Origin of the sequence: Peteryoungia desertarenae, from assembly GCF_005860795.2 — a bacterium.
In the GTDB taxonomy this organism is placed as follows: domain Bacteria; phylum Pseudomonadota; class Alphaproteobacteria; order Rhizobiales; family Rhizobiaceae; genus Allorhizobium; species Allorhizobium desertarenae.
In genome coordinates this window covers 124572-142766 of record NZ_CP058351.1, presented here as the reverse complement: position 1 = coordinate 142766, position 18195 = coordinate 124572, and the positions used below count along the sequence as shown (strand labels likewise).

Genomic DNA, 18195 nt, shown 5'->3' with positions numbered 1-18195 from the left:
GAAGCCATGAACAACCGGCTTTTCTTCCCCCAGTCCGGCCTTATGAGGCGCCCCCGACTGGAGGACGGAATTCGTGATGCAGTGTTGGGTTTGATATTGATTTTTGCTTATATCTTAAGGAAGGCCATTCATAGGTAAGACCAAAGGATCCGACGGATCCTCTGAAGATCCAATGAGAATGGTGTCGACCCAGTCATGGACAGGAAAAACGCAGAACTGGGACAAGGCGACAATCATCAAAAGTCGGCTTCTCCCTATGCAATACCGGTCGCTTTCAACAGGATGCTCGGCCATGTGCATCACGCTGATGGCTCCACCGGAGTTGTCTTCTGCAATCCCTGGGGTTTCGATGAATTGTGCACACGAAAGTTTCACCGGCTGGTTGCCGCCGAAATGGCAAGGAACGGGATTTCATCGATCCGGTTCGATTATCCGGGAGAAGGCGATTCTCTTCCTCTTGAAGGGCCTGTGAGCTTCGAAAGCTGGATTGTGGCAGCTCTTGCGGCCGGAGCAGAGCTTCGACAACGGAGCGGATGTGACAGGATTGTCTATTACGGAATGGGGATCGGGGCAGCCGTTGCCGTGAAGGCCGGATGCCGTGATCCCGATCTCGCCGGAGTGATCCTTGCAGGCGCGTCCCTGAATGGCCGTCGCTATCTTCGGGAAGTGGCACTCCGTGAAAAAGTCATTGAAGACGGTATCGACATAGAATTTGGCTATCCATCCGGCGCAACAGTGCTTGCTGCTTACGTCATGGATCCGCAACTCGCCATGGACGTGAAGTCGCTCGATGTCGAGTTAACGGATCTTCCCGATGATCGACCCGTTCTTGTCCTCGCCCGTCCGGACAATCTCTCCGACAGGCAGATCACCGACCAGCTGAAGAGCCGGGGAGTGCCGGTCGAGAGCCTCGACTTTGACCATTATGGTGCCATGCTGGACGGCGTTGTCACTTCGCCGATGCCCCTGGAGCTCATCGACAAGATCGCTCTGTGGACACAGCAACTCAACGAGACCAAGCCTGAAACAGATGCCTCCCCTGCTCCGGTCGATACTGTCAGACACCTGAATGGCGATGGTTTTTGCGAAACCGCCGAGCAACTGGATACGGGTCTCTTTGGGGTTTTTTGCCAACCGGCGCATGACACGCCCAGCGCCGTCATTGTCTTTCTGAACATGGCCTATGCACCGCATACGGGCTGGGGCGGGCTCTGGGTCGAGGCTGCCAGACACCTGGCGCTTGATGGCATAGCAACCTTCAGGGTCGATCTTTCCAACATCGGGGACAGCCCGGCCCATCCTGAGGGGCCGGAGCAGGTCATCTATTCAAGAAGACAGCTTGATGACGTGCAGATCGTCATCGCTCATGTTCGAAAACTCATCAAGGCACCCATCCTTCTGGCCGGAGGCTGCAGTGGCGCCCATTCAGCACTTTATGCAGGGGCAGAGAGCCCTGATGTGGCTGGCGTCGTCTCGATCAACCAGTTGCGGCTTGTTCTCGATCCGGATGAGGACATCGAAACCACCCTGAAGGCCGGAGCGCGACCCATCGGTGACTACAAGCGCCGGGCCTTCAGTACGCAAACCTATCGCCGGCTTCTCGCCGGTGAGATCAATATGGTTCAGGCATCGCGGCATATAACCGGCTATGCCCGCGCCTATCTCTCGCGAATTTTCTCACCCTATCTCGGTGGCCTGACCCGATTGGGACGGCTGAAAGGCGAATTGTTCGCACTTCTGAAGACATTGGAGAGGCGACGGGTTCCTGTCACATTCGTCATCTGCAGAACCGATGGCAGCCTTGACCAGCACGTCTTGTATTTCGGCAAGGACCTCAGGGGCGCTGCTGCATTCGGCCATCTGCGCCACATCATTCTGGAAAACGCCGATCACACGCTGAGCCCGCCTTCGGTGCGTACCGAAGTCATTGATATTCTTCGCAGGGCCGCTCACGATCTATCTTCAGGGCGATGAGCGGCGTCAACGACCACAGCTCTCAAGCCCTTTCGAAAGTGGCGCTGCGGCGCTTTGCCAGACGTGCCCTGATCGTTTCGACATCCGCGCGTGGCGTCGCGGCGAAAAGCGACCGTGTATAGTCGTGCTGCGGATCTGCAAAGACCCTGTCACGGCTTCCATATTCCACCGCTTCCCCGAAATACATCACCATCACCTCATCGGCGATGTGACGAACCACCGAAAGATCATGGCTGATGAAGACATAGGTCAGACCGAATTCTTCCTGCAGATCGGTCAGAAGGTTCAGGACCTGCGCCTGGACCGACAGGTCAAGTGCCGAGACCGGTTCATCCAGCACCAGCAACTTCGGATTGAGCATCAGGGCGCGCGCGATCGCGATACGCTGACGCTGTCCCCCCGAAAACATATGCGGGTAACGGTTGTAGTGCTCCGGGCCCAGACCGACCTTCACCAGCATCTCGGTTGCCTTTTCGCGCCGTTCTGCCGCCGTCATCTTCGTATTGATCAAAAGCGGCTCGCCCAGCACATCGCCAACCTTCTGGCGCGGATTGAGCGATCCATAGGGATTCTGGAAGACGATCTGTACTTTCTGACGCATCTCGCTGGTCAGATGACCCGGCCGCGTATCGACCTTCGCACCATCGATGATGATGTCACCGGAGGTGGGCTCATCAATGAAGGTGAGGATCCGGGCAAGGGTTGACTTGCCGCAGCCACTTTCACCGACAATTGCCAGGGTCTTGCCAGCTTCAAGCGCGAATGACACACCCTTGACGGCATGTACGATCTTGTCCGACTTGAAGAGGCCCTGTGGAACGCGGTAGTCCCGCTTCACGTCGCGGATCTCCAGCATGTTGTTCGACCTTCTGGCGTTTTCGATCGCGCTCATTCGGCACCTCCCGCATCTGCCATCATGAAATCCGAAACGGTGGTCAATCGTTTTCCTGTGGCGTTTTCCGGCAGTGCCGAGAGCAGCGCCCGCGTGTAGGGGTTCTTGGGGGCTTCGAAAAGGGACAGCACGTCGGCCTCCTCCATCTTTCTGCCCTTGTATTGAACGATCACCCGGTCCGCCGTTTCGGCCACCACGCCCATGTCATGGGTGATCATGATCAGGCCCATGCCTGTTTCCGCCTGAAGCGACATCAAAAGATCAAGGATCTGCTTCTGGATGGTCACATCGAGTGCCGTTGTCGGCTCATCGGCAATGAGAAGCTTCGGACTGCAGGCAATGGCCATTGCTATCATCACCCGCTGGCACTGGCCGCCGGACAGCTGATGCGGGAAATGGCTGAGGCGCTCTGCCGGATCGGGAAGTCCGACCTGGCGGAAGAGGTCGATTGCGCGCTTGCGGGCTTCTGCCCTTCCAAGATTGAGGTGAAGGCGGAGCACTTCCTCGATCTGGAAACCCACCGTAAAGCAGGGATTGAGGCTTGCGACCGGCTCCTGAAAGATCATCGCCACATCCTTGCCGATCAACTTGCGCCGCTCGGCAGCGGGAATGGCCTGGATATCGCGGCCCTGAAACAACATGCGGTCTGCCGTGATCTTCGCGGTCCAGGGCAGGAGCCCCATGACCGCAAGCATGGCCACGGATTTGCCCGATCCGCTTTCACCAACGATCGCCAGAACCTCACCCGGCTCGATAGAAAGCGATATCCCGTCGACCGCCTTGAACCATCCCGACGCGGTCTCGAACTCAACGGTCAGATTTTCGATTTCCAGCAGCGCCATGTCAGGACCTCTTCATCTTGGGATCAAGCGCATCGCGAAGACCATCGCCCATCAGATTGATCGAAAGCACGGTGATCAGGATGGCAAGGCCCGGGAATGTGACAACCCACCAGGCGCGCAGGATGAATTCACGCGCCTCGGCCAGCATCGTGCCCCATTCCGGCGCGGGAGGCTGGGCACCCATACCGAGGAAGCCCAGCGCTGCGGCATCCAGAATGGCATTGGAAAAGGACAGCGTTGCCTGGACAATCAAGGGCGCCATGCAATTGGGAAGGATCGTCTTGAACATCAGCCGGAAGGGACCGGCTCCCGCCAGTTTCGCCGCCGTTACATATTCCCGTGTCATCTCCGTCATCACGGCGGCACGCGTCAGCCGCACGAAATGCGGCTGCAGGACGAGCGCAATCGCGATCATGCCATTGGTGAGGCCGGGTCCCAGAATGGCCACGAGAACAAGCGCCAGAAGCAGCGAAGGAAAGGCCAGGATGATATCCATCAATCGCATGATCAGCGTATCGAGCCAGCCCCCATAATAGCCGGCGATCAGCCCGATCGCGATGCCGCTGGACAAGGACAGGGTGGTGACGAAAACGCCGATGAACAGCGAATATTGCGCGCCATAGATCAGACGCGAAAGAATGTCACGACCAACCGGATCGGTCCCAAGCGGATAAGTCCAGCTGCCACCCTCGAGCCAGGCAGGGGGAAGCAGCACGGCGTCGCGATATTGTTCGAATGGCGAATGCGGCGCGATGAAAGCGGCAAAAACCGCCGTCAGAACAAGGGCGACAAAGACCACGAGGCCTATGACGGCGCCCCGGTTTTCGGAAAAATAGAACCAGAACTCGGACAGCATCTGCCGGCGCATGGCACCGTTGCTGAGCGCCTGGTCGGAAGTCATCTCGGCCATCAGACGAACCCCTTCTAGTGGCGGATACGTGGGTTGATCAGACCGTAGAGCAGATCAACAATCAGGTTGACGATCATGATGATGCCGGCAATCAGCAGCAGCCCTCCCTGGATGACCGGGTAGTCGCGGCGGAAGACGCTATCGACCATCCATTTGCCGATGCCCGGCCAGGAGAAGATCGTCTCTGTCAGGATCGCACCAGCCAGCATCACGCCGATCTGAAGCCCGATCGTCGTGATGACCGGGATCATTGCGTTTCTAAGCGCATGAAGGCTGACGACCCGGAAGGGAGAAAGCCCCTTGGCGCGGGCCGTGCGGATATAGTCCTCGGACAGGACTTCCAGCATGGCTGACCGGGTCTGACGCGCAATCACGGCCAGCGGGATTGTCGCAAGAACGATCGATGGCAGGATCAGATGGCTGACGGCGGAACTGAAGGCGCCCTTTTGTCCCGACAGCAGACTGTCGATCAGCATGAAGCCGGTTACGGGCGGAAAGTAGAACATCAGGGAAATGCGGCCCGAGACCGGTGTCCATTGGAGAATGCCCGAAAAGAGAATGATCAGCAGCAGACCCCACCAGAAGATCGGCATGGAATAGCCGACAAGGGCAATGCCCATCATCGTCTGGTCAAAAGCAGAGCCGCGCTTGATCGCGGCAATCACTCCGGCGGGAACGCCAACCGCAATCGCAATCAGGATCGCACAGAGCGACAATTCGACTGTTGCGGGAAAAAGCGCAAAGAACTGGTCGGTGATCGAGCTTTTCGAGACAATCGACGTACCGAAGTCTCCCGTCAGGACATCGCCGAGATAGTCAAAATACTGGACCACAAGTGGACGATCGAGACCAAGCTGCGCGCTGATCTGCGCATGGCGCTCTTCCGACATCACGCGTTCGCCGGATAAAAGTGCGACCGGATCGCCGGGCAGGAGACGAATGAAGGCGAAGGCAATGATGGAGACCCCGAGGAACGTCGGGATCAAGACTGCCAATCGGCGCAACAGAAAGCCAAACATGAAAACGACCTGTTGTTAATCCTTGGAAAAGCGGGAGTTGGTCCATCCGTGTCGGCAATCGCGCCCGCAGAGCCACGGTCGACGGACAACTCCCAAAACCGCAGACCGCCGGGCTTCACCCGACGGTCTCTGGTGGGTCGGTTCCTGACATTGCAGAGGAACCGAACATGGTTTCGCTTTACTCGGCGATATCGACGTTTTCGAAGGTGAAGTCGCCAAGCGGGCTCTGGGTAAAGCCGGTGACTTCCTTGCGCATCGGAACAACCGAGAGCGAGTGGTCGATGGTTGCCCAGGGGGCTTCACGCTTGAAGACGAGCTGAGCCTCTTCATAGAGCCTGGCGCGTTCTGCCTGATCCGAGGTGACCTTCGCCTTCTTGACGAGCTGATCGAACTCCTCGTTGCACCACTGGGCGCGATTGTTGCCACCGACGGCATCGCAGCCCAGAAGCGTGTCCAGGAAGTTGTCCGGATCGCCATTGTCACCGGTCCAGCCCAGCATCACGGCACCGTCACGGTCCTTCGCCTTGGAGCGGTCGAGATATTCGGCCCATTCATAGGAGACGATTTCGACGTCGACACCGATCTTGGAGAAATCATCCTGGATGATTTCGGCAGCACGGCGCGCGTTCAGCATATAGGGACGCGAGACCGGCATGGCCCAGATCTTCATGGAAAGATCGGTAACGCCAGCGTCTTCCAGTGCCTTCCTGGCCGCATCCAGGTCATAGGTGTCAGCTGGCGTGTTCTCGTTATAGGACCACATTGTCGGCGGGATCGGGTTCTTGGCAGGTGTTGCCATGCCCTGGAAGACAGCATCAACAATGGCTTCCTTGTTGATCGCCATGTTGAGAGCCTGACGCACTTCGGCCTTGTCGAAAGGCGCCTGGGTGGTGTTGTAGGCAAGATAGGCGACATTCAGCCCTTCCTGTTCCAGGACAGTCAAAGCCGGATCTTCCTTCATGGCGGCTACGTCAGCCGCATTCGGGAATGGCATCAGGTGGCATTCGCCAGCCTTGAGCTTCTGATAACGGACAGCCGCATCCGTCGTGATCGCGAAGACCAGGTCATCGATCTTCGGCGCGCCTCCCCAGTAATCCGCATTCTTCTTGTAGCGAATGACGGCATCCTGCTGATAGGCGACGAAGGAGAAGGGACCGGTGCCTACCGGCATCTGGTTCAGTTGTTCCTTCTTGCCTTCGGCTTCGAGCTGGTCTGCATATTCCTTGGAAGCGATCGAGGCAAAAGGCATGGCCAGGTTTGCAAGAAAGGGTGCCTCCGGACGGTTCAGCACGAACTTGACCGTCATGTCGTCGACCTTCTCGATCGACTTGATCAGGTCCGGGAAGCCCATGCCTGCCGCATATTCCCAGGAAGTGCCGGCAACATACTGATTCCAGGGATGGTCAGCATTGATCTGGCGCTCGAGCGAGAAGATGACGTCATCGGCATTCATGTCACGCGACGGCGTGAAGAACTCGGTCGTATGGAATTTGACGCCCGGACGCAGCTTGAACGTATATTCCGTGCCGTCCTCGTTCACTTCGTAGCTTTCCGCCAGGCCCGGTTCCGCTTCGGTTGTTCCAGGCTTGAATTCCATCAGACGGCTGTAGATCGGATGGGCAGACGCGTCAAAGGTCGTGCCGGCCGTATACATGCCGGGATCAAAGCCTTCCGGCGAACCTTCCGAGCAATAGACGAAGGTCTTTGCGCTGGCAGCTGTCGAAAGGAAGGTGGCCGCGAGCAGGGCTGCGGCAAAACCGAACTTGTATTTCATGGTCATTCTCCCGTGGGCGCCGTCTTACCGCCGGGGCAAGGGCGCCGATTGTGGTCCTGAGGCGCCGTTTGTTCGGCGCCAAGTGCTTTTGATCGCGACGACCAGCCGCGGTTCCCACAGCACGCACGATCCCCTCCCGAATGTCGCAAATGGACAATCAAGACCTCATGAGCGGTAGCTGATTGCGCATTGTCTTAGTCGCTTAAAAAACGTTGTAAAGAGAGAAATTTTCGCGAAATTTGCCAAATTCGAACGGGAATTCGCCGTTTTTCCCTTATTGCGATGCAATTTTATCGCCAATTGGGCAGCAAAAAGGCGAAAAGAATGAATTTAAGCGATTCTACATAGAGCCGTATTTGGAGGGGTTTCAGCTGTTTGTGCGTCGCAAAATGACAGTTTTCGGGAACGACGGGCAATCTGCCAGCCTGATGGCTAATCCGCCAGATTTTATCAACTGGTAAAAATATGCAGGGAGGCACAATTGGGGATGCGCCTCCCTGCCCTCACTCGGTCGCTGATGATTGGGGAGTGCGACCGAAGAAGAGTGCATAGGCGGCTGGCAGGACAAGAATGGTCAGGACCGTACCCACCAGAATGCCGCCCATCATCGAATAGGCAAGCGGACCCCAGAAGACGCCGCGCGAGATCGGAATGAGGGCCAGGACCGCAGTCAGAGCCGTCAACATGATCGGTCGGAAGCGGCGAACGGCCGAGCCGACAATCGCTTCCGTGCGCTCCATCCCGGCCGCAATATCCTGGTCGATCTGGTCGATCAGGATGATGGAATTGCGGATGATGATGCCGAGAAGGGCGATCACACCCAGGATTGCTACGAAACCGAAGGGCGCGCCCGACAGAAGGAGCGCGGCAGCCGCACCGATGACACCCAGCGGTCCGGTTGCAAGCACCAGCATGGCCTTGCCGAAATGCTGCAACTGGATCATCAGCAGGACGACGATCACCAGCAGCATCAATGGCGCCTTTGCGGCAATCGATTGCTGGCTCTCCGCACTGTCTTCGGCACCACCCTGGATTTCAATCCGGTAACCGTCGTCAAGGCCAGAACGGAGAGGCTCAAGCCGCTCGAAAAGGGCAAGCGCGACATCGTTGGACTGAACATCATCAGGAACCGTTGCGCGAACCGTGATGGTCGGCAGACGGTCCCGGCGCCACTCGATCCCCTGCTCCAGCACAGGCTCGATCCTTGCAACCTGGGACAGCGGCACGAAGGTTCCAAGGTCCGTCGGAATATAGACCGAGTTGACGGCAGTCAGGATCGTGCGGCTGTCTTCGGGTTCGCGGACCACGATCGAGACCGTCTCTTCCCCGGCGCGGAAATCGGCAAGGGGAGCACCACTCATGGATGCCTGCAGCATCTGGCGAAGCCGCTGCGAACTGACACCCAGCGCTCTTGCCCGATCCTGGTCGATGGTGAGTTTCATGGCTGGCACAGGCTCGAGCCAGTCATCATGGACGGACTGGAGAAGCGGCTCCTCGTTGAAGGCCATTTTCACGGCATCGGCAATCCGACGGACTTCTTCACGATCAGGACCCGTCACACGCATCTGCACCGGCCAGCCTGTCGGGGGACCCAGAAAAAGCCTGTCGACCTTGCCACGGACCGAAGGATGGTTTTCAGCCAGCAAATCACGGATCTTGACGATCAAACGCTCGCGCGCCTCGACATTGCGTGCCATGACAAGCAACTGGGCGAAATTGGGATTGCGCAACTGCTGATCGAGGGGCAGGAAGAAGCGGGGGGCGCCCTCGCCGATATAGGTGGCGACGAAGCGCTGGTCCTCATCCTTGAGGATTTCCGCTTCCAGCATCCGTGCCTGTCTTTCGACTTCGGCAATCGAAGTTCCCTCCGGCAACCACAGATCCACGAGGATTTCCGGACGCGATGATTGCGGAAAGAAGTTCTTCGGAATGAACTGGAAGGACCAGAGGCTTGCGGCGAAGGTGGCAAGGGTCAGGACAATGACCAGGATGCGATGTCGAACGCACCAGGCCACCAGGGCTCTCAGGCGCCGATAGACCGGCTTGTCATAGACATCATGGCTCGCACCATCCTGATGCCGCTGTTTCAGGATCATGAAGCCGAGCCAGGGCGTGAAATAGACGGCGACGAACCAGGAAATCATCAGGGAAATGCCGACGACATAAAACAGCGAACTGACATATTCGCCCGCCGTCGATGCCGCAAACCCGACCGGAATGAAGCCCGCGGTCGTGATCATCGTGCCGGTCAGCATAGGAAAAGCCGTAGAGCGATAGGCAAAGCTTGCCGCGTCGATCTTGTCCAGGCCTTCTTCGAGCTTGCGCTCCATCAGTTCGACAACGATCATCGCGTCATCAACCAGAAGGCCAAGGGCAATGATGAGCGCCCCGAGCGAGATACGCTGCAGGTCGATCCCGATCTCGTACATGATCGCGAAGGTCGCAGCGAGCACCAGCGGGATCGCGATGGCAATGACAAAACCCGAGCGCCAGCCGATCGAAAGCAGGGAGATGACGAGGACAATGACCAGAGCTTCGCCAAGGGCCGTGGCAAATTCGCCCATGGCTTCGCGGACAACTTCAGGCTGGTCGGAAATCTGGCTTACCTCAAGTCCGAGCGGCAGGGTTGCCTCGAACTGGCGAAGAGTTTCGCGCACATCGGTTCCGACATCGGTGACCTTGAATCCCTTTGCCATCACGACTCCGACCTGAACGGAATCCCGGCCATTGAAGCGAAACTTGCGCTGGAAGGGTTCTTCCAGCCCTTCGCTGACGGAGGCGATATCGCCAAGTCGCGTCACCTGATTACCCGTACGCAGGGTCAGTTCGCGAATGTCTTCCGCCGTCGTGAAACCGCCATCAACGGAAATCCTGACGGAATGGGATCCGGTGTCGATCGAACCTGCCGGATCGATGGCATTTCGTCCGGCAAGAGCGGCCTCGATATCATTGAATGTCAGACCGCGTTCGGCCAGAACCTTCGACGACACATCGATAAAGATCTTCTGCGGCTGGTCGCCGAGGATCACGGCTTTTTCCACGCCAGGGGTCGACAGCAGCACATCCCGCGCCTTGATCGCGAAACGCTTCAACTCCGGATAATCATAGCCCTCGCCAGACAGGGAGTAGAGCGTGATGAACGTGTCCCCGAATTCGTCATTGAAAAAGGGGCCGACCACACCTTCGGGCAATTCGTTCTCGATATCGCCGACCTTCTTGCGCACCTGATAGAAGGACTCGGCAACCTGCTCTGCATTGGTATAGCCCTCCATCTGCACGGTGATGATGGAGGATCCGGCGCGTGTATAGGACCGCACCCAGTCGAGATGCGGAGTTTCCTGCAGCTTGCGCTCGATCTTGTTGACCACCTGGTCCTGCATGTCGGTGATCGAGGCGCCGGGCCAGAAGACCTGCACCACCATGACGCGGAAGGTGAAATCCGGATCTTCCTTCTGGCCCATCCGCATCAAGCCGAACAACCCGGAGATGAGGATGAGACCGAACAGGAAACGGGCAATGCTTGGGTGCTCAATCGCCCATCTGGACAAGTTGAATGAGCCCCGCTCAACAGGCTGAGTGTTCATGGCGATAAGTCCGGATAGGGTTTGGGGTTTCGGCCGGGCGCGATCAGTCAGCGCGTTGCGACGATGCGAGGTCGATCAGTTAACTGGGCCGAGCGGGCCAGTTCTTCATCTGCAAGCCTCACCCGCATGTTCTGAGAGAGAAACTGTGTCCCGGCGATAACCACCAGATCACCGGTTCGAAGTCCATCCGTGACCTTGACACCGGTGTCGGAGAATTCCTCAACCGTCACGGGCCGAGCCTGCACGGTTCCGTCGACCCTGTTGACCGTCCAGACAATCATGGCATCGGCCTCGTCACGGGAAAGGGCAGCAAGGGGTACATCGTAATAGGGCGCGGCAACCGGTGCTGTCGCCTCGACCGTGGCAGTCATTCCAAGGAGCACGGAAGGATCCGACGGCAGACCAATTCGAACCGTGAAGGTCCGTGACAGCCGATCGGCGCTTCCGGCCACCTCGCGCACGGTTCCGGGAAGCTTGAGCGATCGATTGGACCAGAAGGTGACATCAACCGGCTTTCCCGCGCTGAAGGCGAGAATGTCAGTTTCCGGAACTGCGATGACGACATCACGTTCACCATCGGCGGCCACCGTGACCACGGGACTGCCGGCGGCGACCACCTGACCGGCATCGGCATCGATGGCCGTGACAATCCCGTCCCGGTCAGCCGTCAGCCGGCTGTATTCCACCTGGTTACGGGTCTGCTCGAGAACGGCCTTCGCACTGTTGCGGCTGGCGATTGACTGGTTGTAGGCCAATTGGGCCTGTTCAAGCTGTGCCTTTGTCGTCACCTGCTGGCGAAAGAGTTGTTCGGTGCGTTTCAGCGCAAATTCGCTGGTTTCGACCTGTCTTTCTGCCGCTTCAAGATTGGCCTCGGCACTCTGGACCTGAAGACCGAAATCTGTTGCATCAAGACGTGCCATCACATCGCCCGCTTGCACCCTGTCTCCGATCTCCACGCTGCGCTCGACGATCTTGCCCGCGACACGAAAGCCAGTGGCAGCTTCGCTCCGTGCCGTGACGGAACCCGAATAGCGCAAGGCGCGGGTCGTTGACACGGACGCCATTTCGATGACCTTGACGGGTCTGAGTTCAGGGGCCTGGACCGTCTCTTCGACCTCATTCGAACACCCCGCGAGGGAGATGACGAAGGCAAGCGGCAACAGGAATTTCGTGGTCTGGCCGAAGACAGGCATGGTTTGCTCCCTGAGCATGATGAACCATTCGGTGGTGGACGCCGTTCAGGCCCTGAGGGCCCGCAAGGCAAAATCTGTCAGGTCCTCGGGAGAGGCCCGATTGGATTTACGGGTACATTCGGAAATGATCATTGGGTGGTGCAGACTGATGGTCGCAGAAAAGAACAGTTGCGCCGCCTGAGCCGGGTCCATATTGCGAAACTCACCTGCAGCTATGCCTTCGGCTATGATCCCTGCGGCAATCACCTGGAGCTCATCGACATAGCGATCGATGACATCCCAGTCGCGCTCAATGGCCACGAGGACCATCTCGTGCACCTTTTCCTGGTCAAGCATCCGTTCAACCATGAATTGATACTGTCGAAGGCTGAACTCGCGCAGCCGATCAGTGGCGCTTACCGGCCTTGCCGCGATCTGGATGGCCAATTGCATGCTGTCGCCCAGCATCCGGGCGCAGAGTGCCTGGTGGATCTCAACCTTTGAGGAAAAGAAGCGGTAGATGTTGGCCGTCGACATCCCCAGCTCCTTGGCGATGTCGGCAACAGTCGTCTTCGAATATCCATAGTGGCGGAAGACGCGTTCGGCTGCATCGACAATCCGTTCGACGGTCTCCACATGTGAGGGATCGGCTCTGTGCTCTACCGGGGTCATGGCGCTCATCATTTAATGACTGACGATTTTCGTATTTCGTCATACGTTATCTTTAAATCGATCATAGTCAATACCGGAACGAGGCTTTATTGAGCGTCACCGCATAGGCAAAGCCTGCAGTCATGGCTCCCGGGTCACGAGAATTGGCGGTAAGGTTGTCCGCGCAACCAATTGATCAATCGGATGAATCGATTGCGGCGCTTCGATTCAAAAGTGTCGTTGGACGCTTTTCCGTCCCTGGGCAAGACTTGCCCCATGTTGATAGAGAACCTTCAAATTTACATCGAACGGGTCGATTCCCATCGCAACATGGCCCGGTTTTACGCCCTGGAGCTAGACCGGGATCTGTTTGGCAACACTCTGCTGCGTCGCAAATGGGGGCGCATCGGCACCAGAGGCCGCGAAAAACTTGCAGCCTTCGATGAAGAGCAGGCCGCAATCGCCCTCTTCCTGAAACTGCTCCGTCAAAAGCGCAGACGAGGCTACAGGGCTCGTAAACGAGCGGCCTAGAGGCAGGTCACTCAGATCCTGTAGGCAACCACCATGACGGCGCCCTTGTCTTGATCCAAAATTGCGACTTCCTCAGGAGATTTAGGATTTGAAGGTGCATTTGAGATATGCTAGTGCATCAGAATCATGTTTCTCAACCTTTTCATTGTCTTGTCTGTATTTTCGTCATCCCTCCGTAGACAGGGAGCCATAGAATCTGACGTTTGCAAATACTGCAAGAATGACGAGGCAAAGCAGACTGCCATATGACATTCTCATTCGAAATTCTTTCTGACACCTGGGGGCATCTTGGTGAAAGCCCCGTTCTTTCAAAGGACGGACACTATCTTTGGTGGGTTGATACCGAAGGCTGGCGGCTCTTGCGATCGCACACGGGAACCGGCGCAACCGAAACATGGCAAACCCCGGAAATCATAGGCTGCATCGCTCTGCGTGACGACGGCACGCTTCTCGCGGGCCTTGCCTCCGGTCTCTTCATCTTCAATCCCCAGACAGGGCTTTTCCAGCAAGCTTGTTCCCCTGAAACTCGCAATGACATGCGTTTCAACGATTGTGCGCTGGATCCGGTTGGACGGTTCTGGGCCGGCACCATGCATCGCGACATTACCGAGCCGGCAGGCGCACTCTTCTGCGTCGAGAGAGATCTGACGCACAAGCGCTTCTTCGACGGCTTGTGGACGCCGAACGGCCTGGCCTTCGATGCCGATCGGGCGCGCATGTATTTTTCGGATTCCCACCCCTCCATCCAGACCATCTGGGTCTGCGACTATGACCTGGCGTCCGGCAACCCGAGCAACAAACGCGTCTTCGCAAGAACGGAGCATGTCGAGGGACGTCCGGACGGAGCTTTTGTGGATGATTCCGGTGTCTACTGGATTGCAGGCGTGGGGGGATCTCAGATCCTCCGCTTTGCACCGACGGGCGATATGCTGGAGCCGATCCCGGTTCCTGTAACCCATCCAACAAAGCTGGTGCACCAGGGTGATGGCCTGCTGATCACCACCCGGCGAACAGCGCCCGCCAATGTAAGCGACATGTCAGGTCACGTGTTACGGGCTCGCAGGACTGACTGATCGCCTCTGCTAGGCGCGCTTCACATAGTCCGGATGGTTGTTGCAGATGTCGTCGACAATCGACAAGGTGCCTGATAGATGGGCACGCAGCGCTGTGACTGCAGCATCCCCGTTCCCGGCCCTCACCGCTTCGATGATCGCCTTGTGATCTGTCAGCACCTGATGAAGCTTGCCCGGCATGGGCAGGTTGAGCATGCGCAATCGGTCCAGGTGAACACTTTGGCGCCGAACCGTCTCCCAAAGCCCGACTATGTCGGCTTTCTCGAACAAGACGCGGTGAAATTCCTTGTCGAGCTGATCGAAGCGATCATAGGTCGTCAGGGACATCGCCTCCTGTTGCTCCAACAGGATGGCTTCCAGCGCTTGGGCCGTCTCGCCCGGGTGATTGGCCGCCAACCGCCTGACAGCCTCGAGCTCGATTGAGAGGCGCAGGAAATGGGCCTCCATTGCCAGCTTCACATCGATTTTCGAGACCACTGTTGCAAACTGCGGAAAGACCTCAACGAGACCTTCCTCCTCCAGCCGGATCAAGGCATCACGCACTGGCGTCTGGCTTACGTTGAACTCGCTTTGCAGCGCGAGCCGTGAAATCACCGTGCCGGGTGGCATTTTCAGCGAGAGTATCCGCATGCGCAGGATTTCCAGGATCTGAGGTCCAACCTGACGCCAGCGATCAAGACCTCCCACTCTCGATTTGACCTTCAATAGAATATCCTTTGCTCGTCCTGCCCTGGCCCAAATCCGTGTCCGCTTCGCCGACAGTGACTAGATGCACATCTCGTTCCGCTCATGCAAGCCGTGGATCCGGCTTTGAAGGAGGCTCTCACGATCTCTTTCGCTGCATGATCGCATATTCCGATGATCTGTCTGGATGAATGTGCGATCAACCAAAGGCCAATTCCGGGAGCCACAATACGAGGCCCGGCAGGAACAGGAGCGCCACAATAACAGCCAGAACCGTGAAGAGGAACGGCAGCGCCTCGATCAGATATTCCTCAATCTTGACATTCATCAGCGAGCAGACCGCATACATCGCAACACCGACAGGTGGTGTCATGCCGCCCAAAGTCACGATGCTCATCATCAGAATGCCGAAGTGAACGGGATCAAGGCCGATCTTGGTGATGATCGGCACGAAGATCGGCGTCAGCAGCAGGACCAGGACGGTGCTTTCGATAAAAAAGCCAGCAATCAGCAGGAACAGCAGGATCAAGAGAACAATGACCACCGGATTTTCGATGCCGGACAGCATCCAGCTCGAAACATCCTGAGGCACCTGGAGATAGATGATTGCAAAGCCCACCATCCCGGACATCAGGATGATGATCATGATCAGACCAATGTCGGAAATGGCATTGGCGAAGGCGAGCTTGACGCGCTCGAAGTCGAGCTCCCGATGGGCGAAAACGCCAACGAAGACGGCGTAGACGACCGCGAAGGCGCCGACTTCGGAAGGTGTAAAGACACCACCACGAATTGTCAGGACCAGCGCGACGGGGAAAAACAACGCCCATTTGGCATCCCACAATGCGTGCATGAGGGCGCCGAATGTCGGCGGCTCGGTATCGGCAACCACATAATTGCGACGCTTTGCAATGATGTAGGTCGTGACCATCAGGCCGGTCATGATCAGCACACCGGGGATGATGCCGGCGAGGAACAAGCGACCGATCGAGACATTTCCAACATAACCATAGAGAATCAAGCCAATGCTCGGCGGTATGGTGGCCGTGATCAGAGAGCTGACGGCAATGGCGGCAGCCGAAAAACCGCGTCCGTAACCCTTGGCGATCATGGTCGGCCCCAAGATGCGCGCTTGCATTGCCGCATCCGCGACAGCAGAGCCGGAAACACCACCCATTACAGTCGACAAGACAATGGTAACCTGCGCCAGACCTCCCGCCATCCAGCCGACGGCGACCGACGAAAACCTGAACAGCCTGTCGGTGATGCCACTGACATTCATCAGATGTCCGGCAAGGACAAAAAACGGGACAGCCAGGAGCGGAAAACTCTGGCTCATCGTCGCAATCTTCTGAACGGCAATCGATACCGGCATTGCCGGATCGTTCAGAAAGAAGACGAAACCGGCAATGCCGATGGCGAAGGCGACCGGCATTCCGACCAGCATGAAGGCAAAGAAGATGAATGTGATCAGTCCCATGTCAGGCATCCCGTTCGACTGGCGGCTCGAATTCAATGCGGGAATAGACGAAGCTCCCCACATCAGGCCTCTGTCGCCAGGCCTCGACCATATTCTTGAGGAGAGCCGCGGCAATCATCAGGCAACCCAGCGGCACCGCCGCGGTAACCCAGGCATAGGACAGGCCACTGTCGCCAAATCTGCGCTCGGTGTTCAAAATCGTGAGGCGGCAGCCCTCGATCATGAGAAAGGCAAGAAACACAAGGATGATCAGAGAAATCGCAAATTCAAGTTTCAGCCGGGACCGGGGCTTGAGCCAGCGCACGGCAAGATCAATGCCAATATGGGCCTTTTCACGCATGGCGCGCGTGGCTCCGAGGAAACACAGCCAGATAAACAAAAGCTGGGCGAGATCCATGGACCAGATGAGAGGATAGCCAAAGCTACGCATGATCGCCGCAACGAAGACGAGAACCACAATACTGGGAAGGATGAATGCCGAAACAAGAAGCTCCAGCGCAGCCAATCTTTTAAACATGGGAGACCCTGAAATGAGAAAACAGGGGCCTTGAGGCCCCCGCCGATTAGTTATTGCGCTGCAATCGCCTGCAGCTTGTCACGAAGGTCGGCATAGCCCAAAACATCATAGACACTCGCTGTCGCCTCTCGGAATGGCGTTACATCGATCTCGGCGATCGTCATGCCGCCAGCTTTCAGCTCCTCTTCGATGCGGGCAAGCACGTCGCGGGTTCCGTAGGATGCAACGTCGCCAGCTTTCAACGCCTCTTCACGCAGCATGACCTGAAGATCTGTCGGAAGACTGTCAAACCAGGCCGCACTTGTCACCAAGCCGGTGATCAGGTTGATGTGCCCAGTCTTGGTCAGGACGCTGGTGACTTCAAACAGCTTGGCCCCCTTCCCCGCCGGGAGCTGCGCCTCTGCAGAATCGATGACATTTTGCTGAAGCGCCGAGTAAACCTCGGCAAAGGGCATCGGTGTGGGCGTTGCGCCCATGGCCTTGATGGTCTCAACCCAGACAGGAGCGCCCGGCGTCCGCATACGGTTTCCTGACAGATCGGCCGGCGTCGTGACCGGCTCCTTCGTCCACAAGTGACGCTCCCCCTGCCACCAATTGAATGACAGGATCTGGTGGCCGGAGGCTTGACGCAGAGCAGATACCCATTCCTCGAAAACCGGATCGGTAACAACCTTGCGCATACCCTCATAGCCAGAAGCGAGATAGGGCGCGCCAAGAACACCAAATTCCTTCTGGAACACCGCAAGTCGGCCTCCATCAACGACGACGGCAACAGGCACCCCAGCCCGCGCCTGCTCGAGCACGTCCTCGTCGGGGCCGAGCTGCGAGTTCGGGAAGAGCTTGATTTCCAGAACACCGTTGCTGCGGGTCGCCACAGAATCGCGGAAACTCTCAAGCCCCTTGTAGAGCGGATCATCCGTTGTCAGAGCCGTATTGATGCTCAGCGTGTAATCGGCAGCAGCCAATGGCAGTGCGGAGATGAGGCCTGAAACGGCCGCCAAAAAACCTAATGTAATTACTCTCATAACTTTCCTCCAAAACATGGCGGCTCCTCCAGCCGTGGGCCGACACTATTGCGCTAATGCATTAGTG

General features: G+C 57.4%; 15 protein-coding genes. 3 read left to right on the top strand and 12 right to left on the bottom strand.

What is annotated here, in order from left to right:
- The first annotated feature begins 195 nt into the window (after positions 1 to 195).
- On the top strand, positions 196 to 1974 hold the full coding sequence (locus tag FE840_RS18035; RefSeq protein ID WP_138287455.1) for a serine aminopeptidase domain-containing protein: 1779 nt from the start codon (positions 196 to 198) through the stop codon (positions 1972 to 1974).
- A gap of 22 nt (positions 1975 to 1996) precedes the next feature.
- Here the strand turns inward: FE840_RS18035 and FE840_RS18030 are convergent, their stop codons facing one another.
- The 8 genes from FE840_RS18030 to FE840_RS17995 all read right to left on the bottom strand — a co-directional run bounded on the left by FE840_RS18030 (position 1997) and on the right by FE840_RS17995 (position 12839).
- Entirely contained in the window at positions 1997 to 2866 is an 870-nt protein-coding gene (locus FE840_RS18030) for a dipeptide ABC transporter ATP-binding protein (RefSeq protein WP_138287456.1), read from the bottom strand.
- Positions 2863 to 3708 carry an ABC transporter ATP-binding protein gene (locus FE840_RS18025; RefSeq protein WP_138287457.1) on the bottom strand — a complete coding sequence of 282 codons (846 nt, stop codon included), beginning with the start codon at positions 3706 to 3708 and terminating at the stop codon, positions 2863 to 2865. The genes FE840_RS18030 and FE840_RS18025 overlap by 4 nt, the downstream gene beginning before the upstream one ends.
- 1 nt (position 3709) lies before the next feature.
- On the bottom strand, positions 3710 to 4618 hold the full coding sequence (locus tag FE840_RS18020) for an ABC transporter permease subunit (RefSeq protein WP_138287458.1): 909 nt from the start codon (positions 4616 to 4618) through the stop codon (positions 3710 to 3712).
- A 14-nt stretch (positions 4619 to 4632) separates the two neighbouring features.
- On the bottom strand, positions 4633 to 5637 hold the full coding sequence (locus FE840_RS18015) for an ABC transporter permease subunit (RefSeq protein ID WP_138287459.1): 1005 nt from the start codon (positions 5635 to 5637) through the stop codon (positions 4633 to 4635).
- 178 nt (positions 5638 to 5815) lie between these two features.
- A complete protein-coding gene (locus FE840_RS18010; protein ID WP_138287460.1) occupies positions 5816 to 7411 on the bottom strand; it encodes an ABC transporter substrate-binding protein in 1596 nt (531 codons plus the stop codon).
- A gap of 503 nt (positions 7412 to 7914) precedes the next feature.
- A complete protein-coding gene (locus FE840_RS18005; RefSeq protein WP_138287461.1) occupies positions 7915 to 10995 on the bottom strand; it encodes an efflux RND transporter permease subunit in 3081 nt (1026 codons plus the stop codon).
- Between the two features lie 47 nt (positions 10996 to 11042).
- Positions 11043 to 12188, bottom strand: a complete 1146-nt coding sequence (locus FE840_RS18000; RefSeq protein ID WP_138287708.1) for an efflux RND transporter periplasmic adaptor subunit — start codon at positions 12186 to 12188, stop codon at positions 11043 to 11045.
- Between the two features lie 45 nt (positions 12189 to 12233).
- Positions 12234 to 12839, bottom strand: coding sequence for a TetR/AcrR family transcriptional regulator (locus FE840_RS17995; protein ID WP_246318931.1), 606 nt, complete (start codon positions 12837 to 12839; stop codon positions 12234 to 12236).
- Between the two features lie 183 nt (positions 12840 to 13022).
- On the opposite strand from FE840_RS17995, the gene FE840_RS17990 reads away from it, so the two are divergent.
- Both FE840_RS17990 and FE840_RS17985 read left to right on the top strand, forming a co-directional pair.
- Positions 13023 to 13349 carry a WGR domain-containing protein gene (locus FE840_RS17990; RefSeq protein WP_138287463.1) on the top strand — a complete coding sequence of 109 codons (327 nt, stop codon included), beginning with the start codon at positions 13023 to 13025 and terminating at the stop codon, positions 13347 to 13349.
- 245 nt (positions 13350 to 13594) lie between these two features.
- The gene (locus FE840_RS17985; RefSeq protein WP_138287464.1) at positions 13595 to 14422 is read left to right on the top strand and encodes an SMP-30/gluconolactonase/LRE family protein; all 828 of its coding nucleotides are present in this window, start codon (positions 13595 to 13597) and stop codon (positions 14420 to 14422) included.
- Positions 14423 to 14431: 9 nt separating this feature from the next.
- Here FE840_RS17985 and FE840_RS17980 read toward each other — a convergent pair whose 3' ends face one another.
- The 4 genes from FE840_RS17980 to FE840_RS17965 all read right to left on the bottom strand — a co-directional run bounded on the left by FE840_RS17980 (position 14432) and on the right by FE840_RS17965 (position 18128).
- Entirely contained in the window at positions 14432 to 15127 is a 696-nt protein-coding gene (locus FE840_RS17980; RefSeq protein ID WP_281366682.1) for a GntR family transcriptional regulator, read from the bottom strand.
- A gap of 178 nt (positions 15128 to 15305) precedes the next feature.
- Positions 15306 to 16586: a TRAP transporter large permease gene (locus tag FE840_RS17975; protein WP_138287465.1), complete on the bottom strand. Its 1281-nt coding sequence runs from the start codon at positions 16584 to 16586 to the stop codon at positions 15306 to 15308.
- 1 nt (position 16587) lies between these two features.
- Entirely contained in the window at positions 16588 to 17103 is a 516-nt protein-coding gene (locus tag FE840_RS17970) for a TRAP transporter small permease (RefSeq protein ID WP_138287466.1), read from the bottom strand.
- A 50-nt stretch (positions 17104 to 17153) separates the two neighbouring features.
- On the bottom strand, positions 17154 to 18128 hold the full coding sequence (locus tag FE840_RS17965; RefSeq protein WP_138287467.1) for a C4-dicarboxylate TRAP transporter substrate-binding protein: 975 nt from the start codon (positions 18126 to 18128) through the stop codon (positions 17154 to 17156).
- Positions 18129 to 18195: the final 67 nt, after the last annotated feature.

Bases quoted from the DNA above. Each gene is read 5' to 3' on its own strand.
- FE840_RS18035 (WP_138287455.1), top strand. From the start codon at position 196: ATGGACAGGAAAAACGCAGAACTGGGACAAGGCGACAATCATCAAAAG.
- FE840_RS18030 (WP_138287456.1), bottom strand. From the start codon at position 2,866: ATGAGCGCGATCGAAAACGCCAGAAGGTCGAACAACATGCTGGAGATC.
- FE840_RS18025 (WP_138287457.1), bottom strand. From the start codon at position 3,708: ATGGCGCTGCTGGAAATCGAAAATCTGACCGTTGAGTTCGAGACCGCG.
- FE840_RS18020 (WP_138287458.1), bottom strand. From the start codon at position 4,618: ATGGCCGAGATGACTTCCGACCAGGCGCTCAGCAACGGTGCCATGCGC.
- FE840_RS18015 (WP_138287459.1), bottom strand. From the start codon at position 5,637: ATGTTTGGCTTTCTGTTGCGCCGATTGGCAGTCTTGATCCCGACGTTC.
- FE840_RS18010 (WP_138287460.1), bottom strand. From the start codon at position 7,411: ATGAAATACAAGTTCGGTTTTGCCGCAGCCCTGCTCGCGGCCACCTTC.
- FE840_RS18005 (WP_138287461.1), bottom strand. From the start codon at position 10,995: ATGAACACTCAGCCTGTTGAGCGGGGCTCATTCAACTTGTCCAGATGG.
- FE840_RS18000 (WP_138287708.1), bottom strand. From the start codon at position 12,188: ATGCCTGTCTTCGGCCAGACCACGAAATTCCTGTTGCCGCTTGCCTTC.
- FE840_RS17995 (WP_246318931.1), bottom strand. From the start codon at position 12,839: ATGACCCCGGTAGAGCACAGAGCCGATCCCTCACATGTGGAGACCGTC.
- FE840_RS17990 (WP_138287463.1), top strand. From the start codon at position 13,023: ATGAATCGATTGCGGCGCTTCGATTCAAAAGTGTCGTTGGACGCTTTT.
- FE840_RS17985 (WP_138287464.1), top strand. From the start codon at position 13,595: ATGACATTCTCATTCGAAATTCTTTCTGACACCTGGGGGCATCTTGGT.
- FE840_RS17975 (WP_138287465.1), bottom strand. From the start codon at position 16,586: ATGGGACTGATCACATTCATCTTCTTTGCCTTCATGCTGGTCGGAATG.
- FE840_RS17970 (WP_138287466.1), bottom strand. From the start codon at position 17,103: ATGTTTAAAAGATTGGCTGCGCTGGAGCTTCTTGTTTCGGCATTCATC.
- FE840_RS17965 (WP_138287467.1), bottom strand. From the start codon at position 18,128: ATGAGAGTAATTACATTAGGTTTTTTGGCGGCCGTTTCAGGCCTCATC.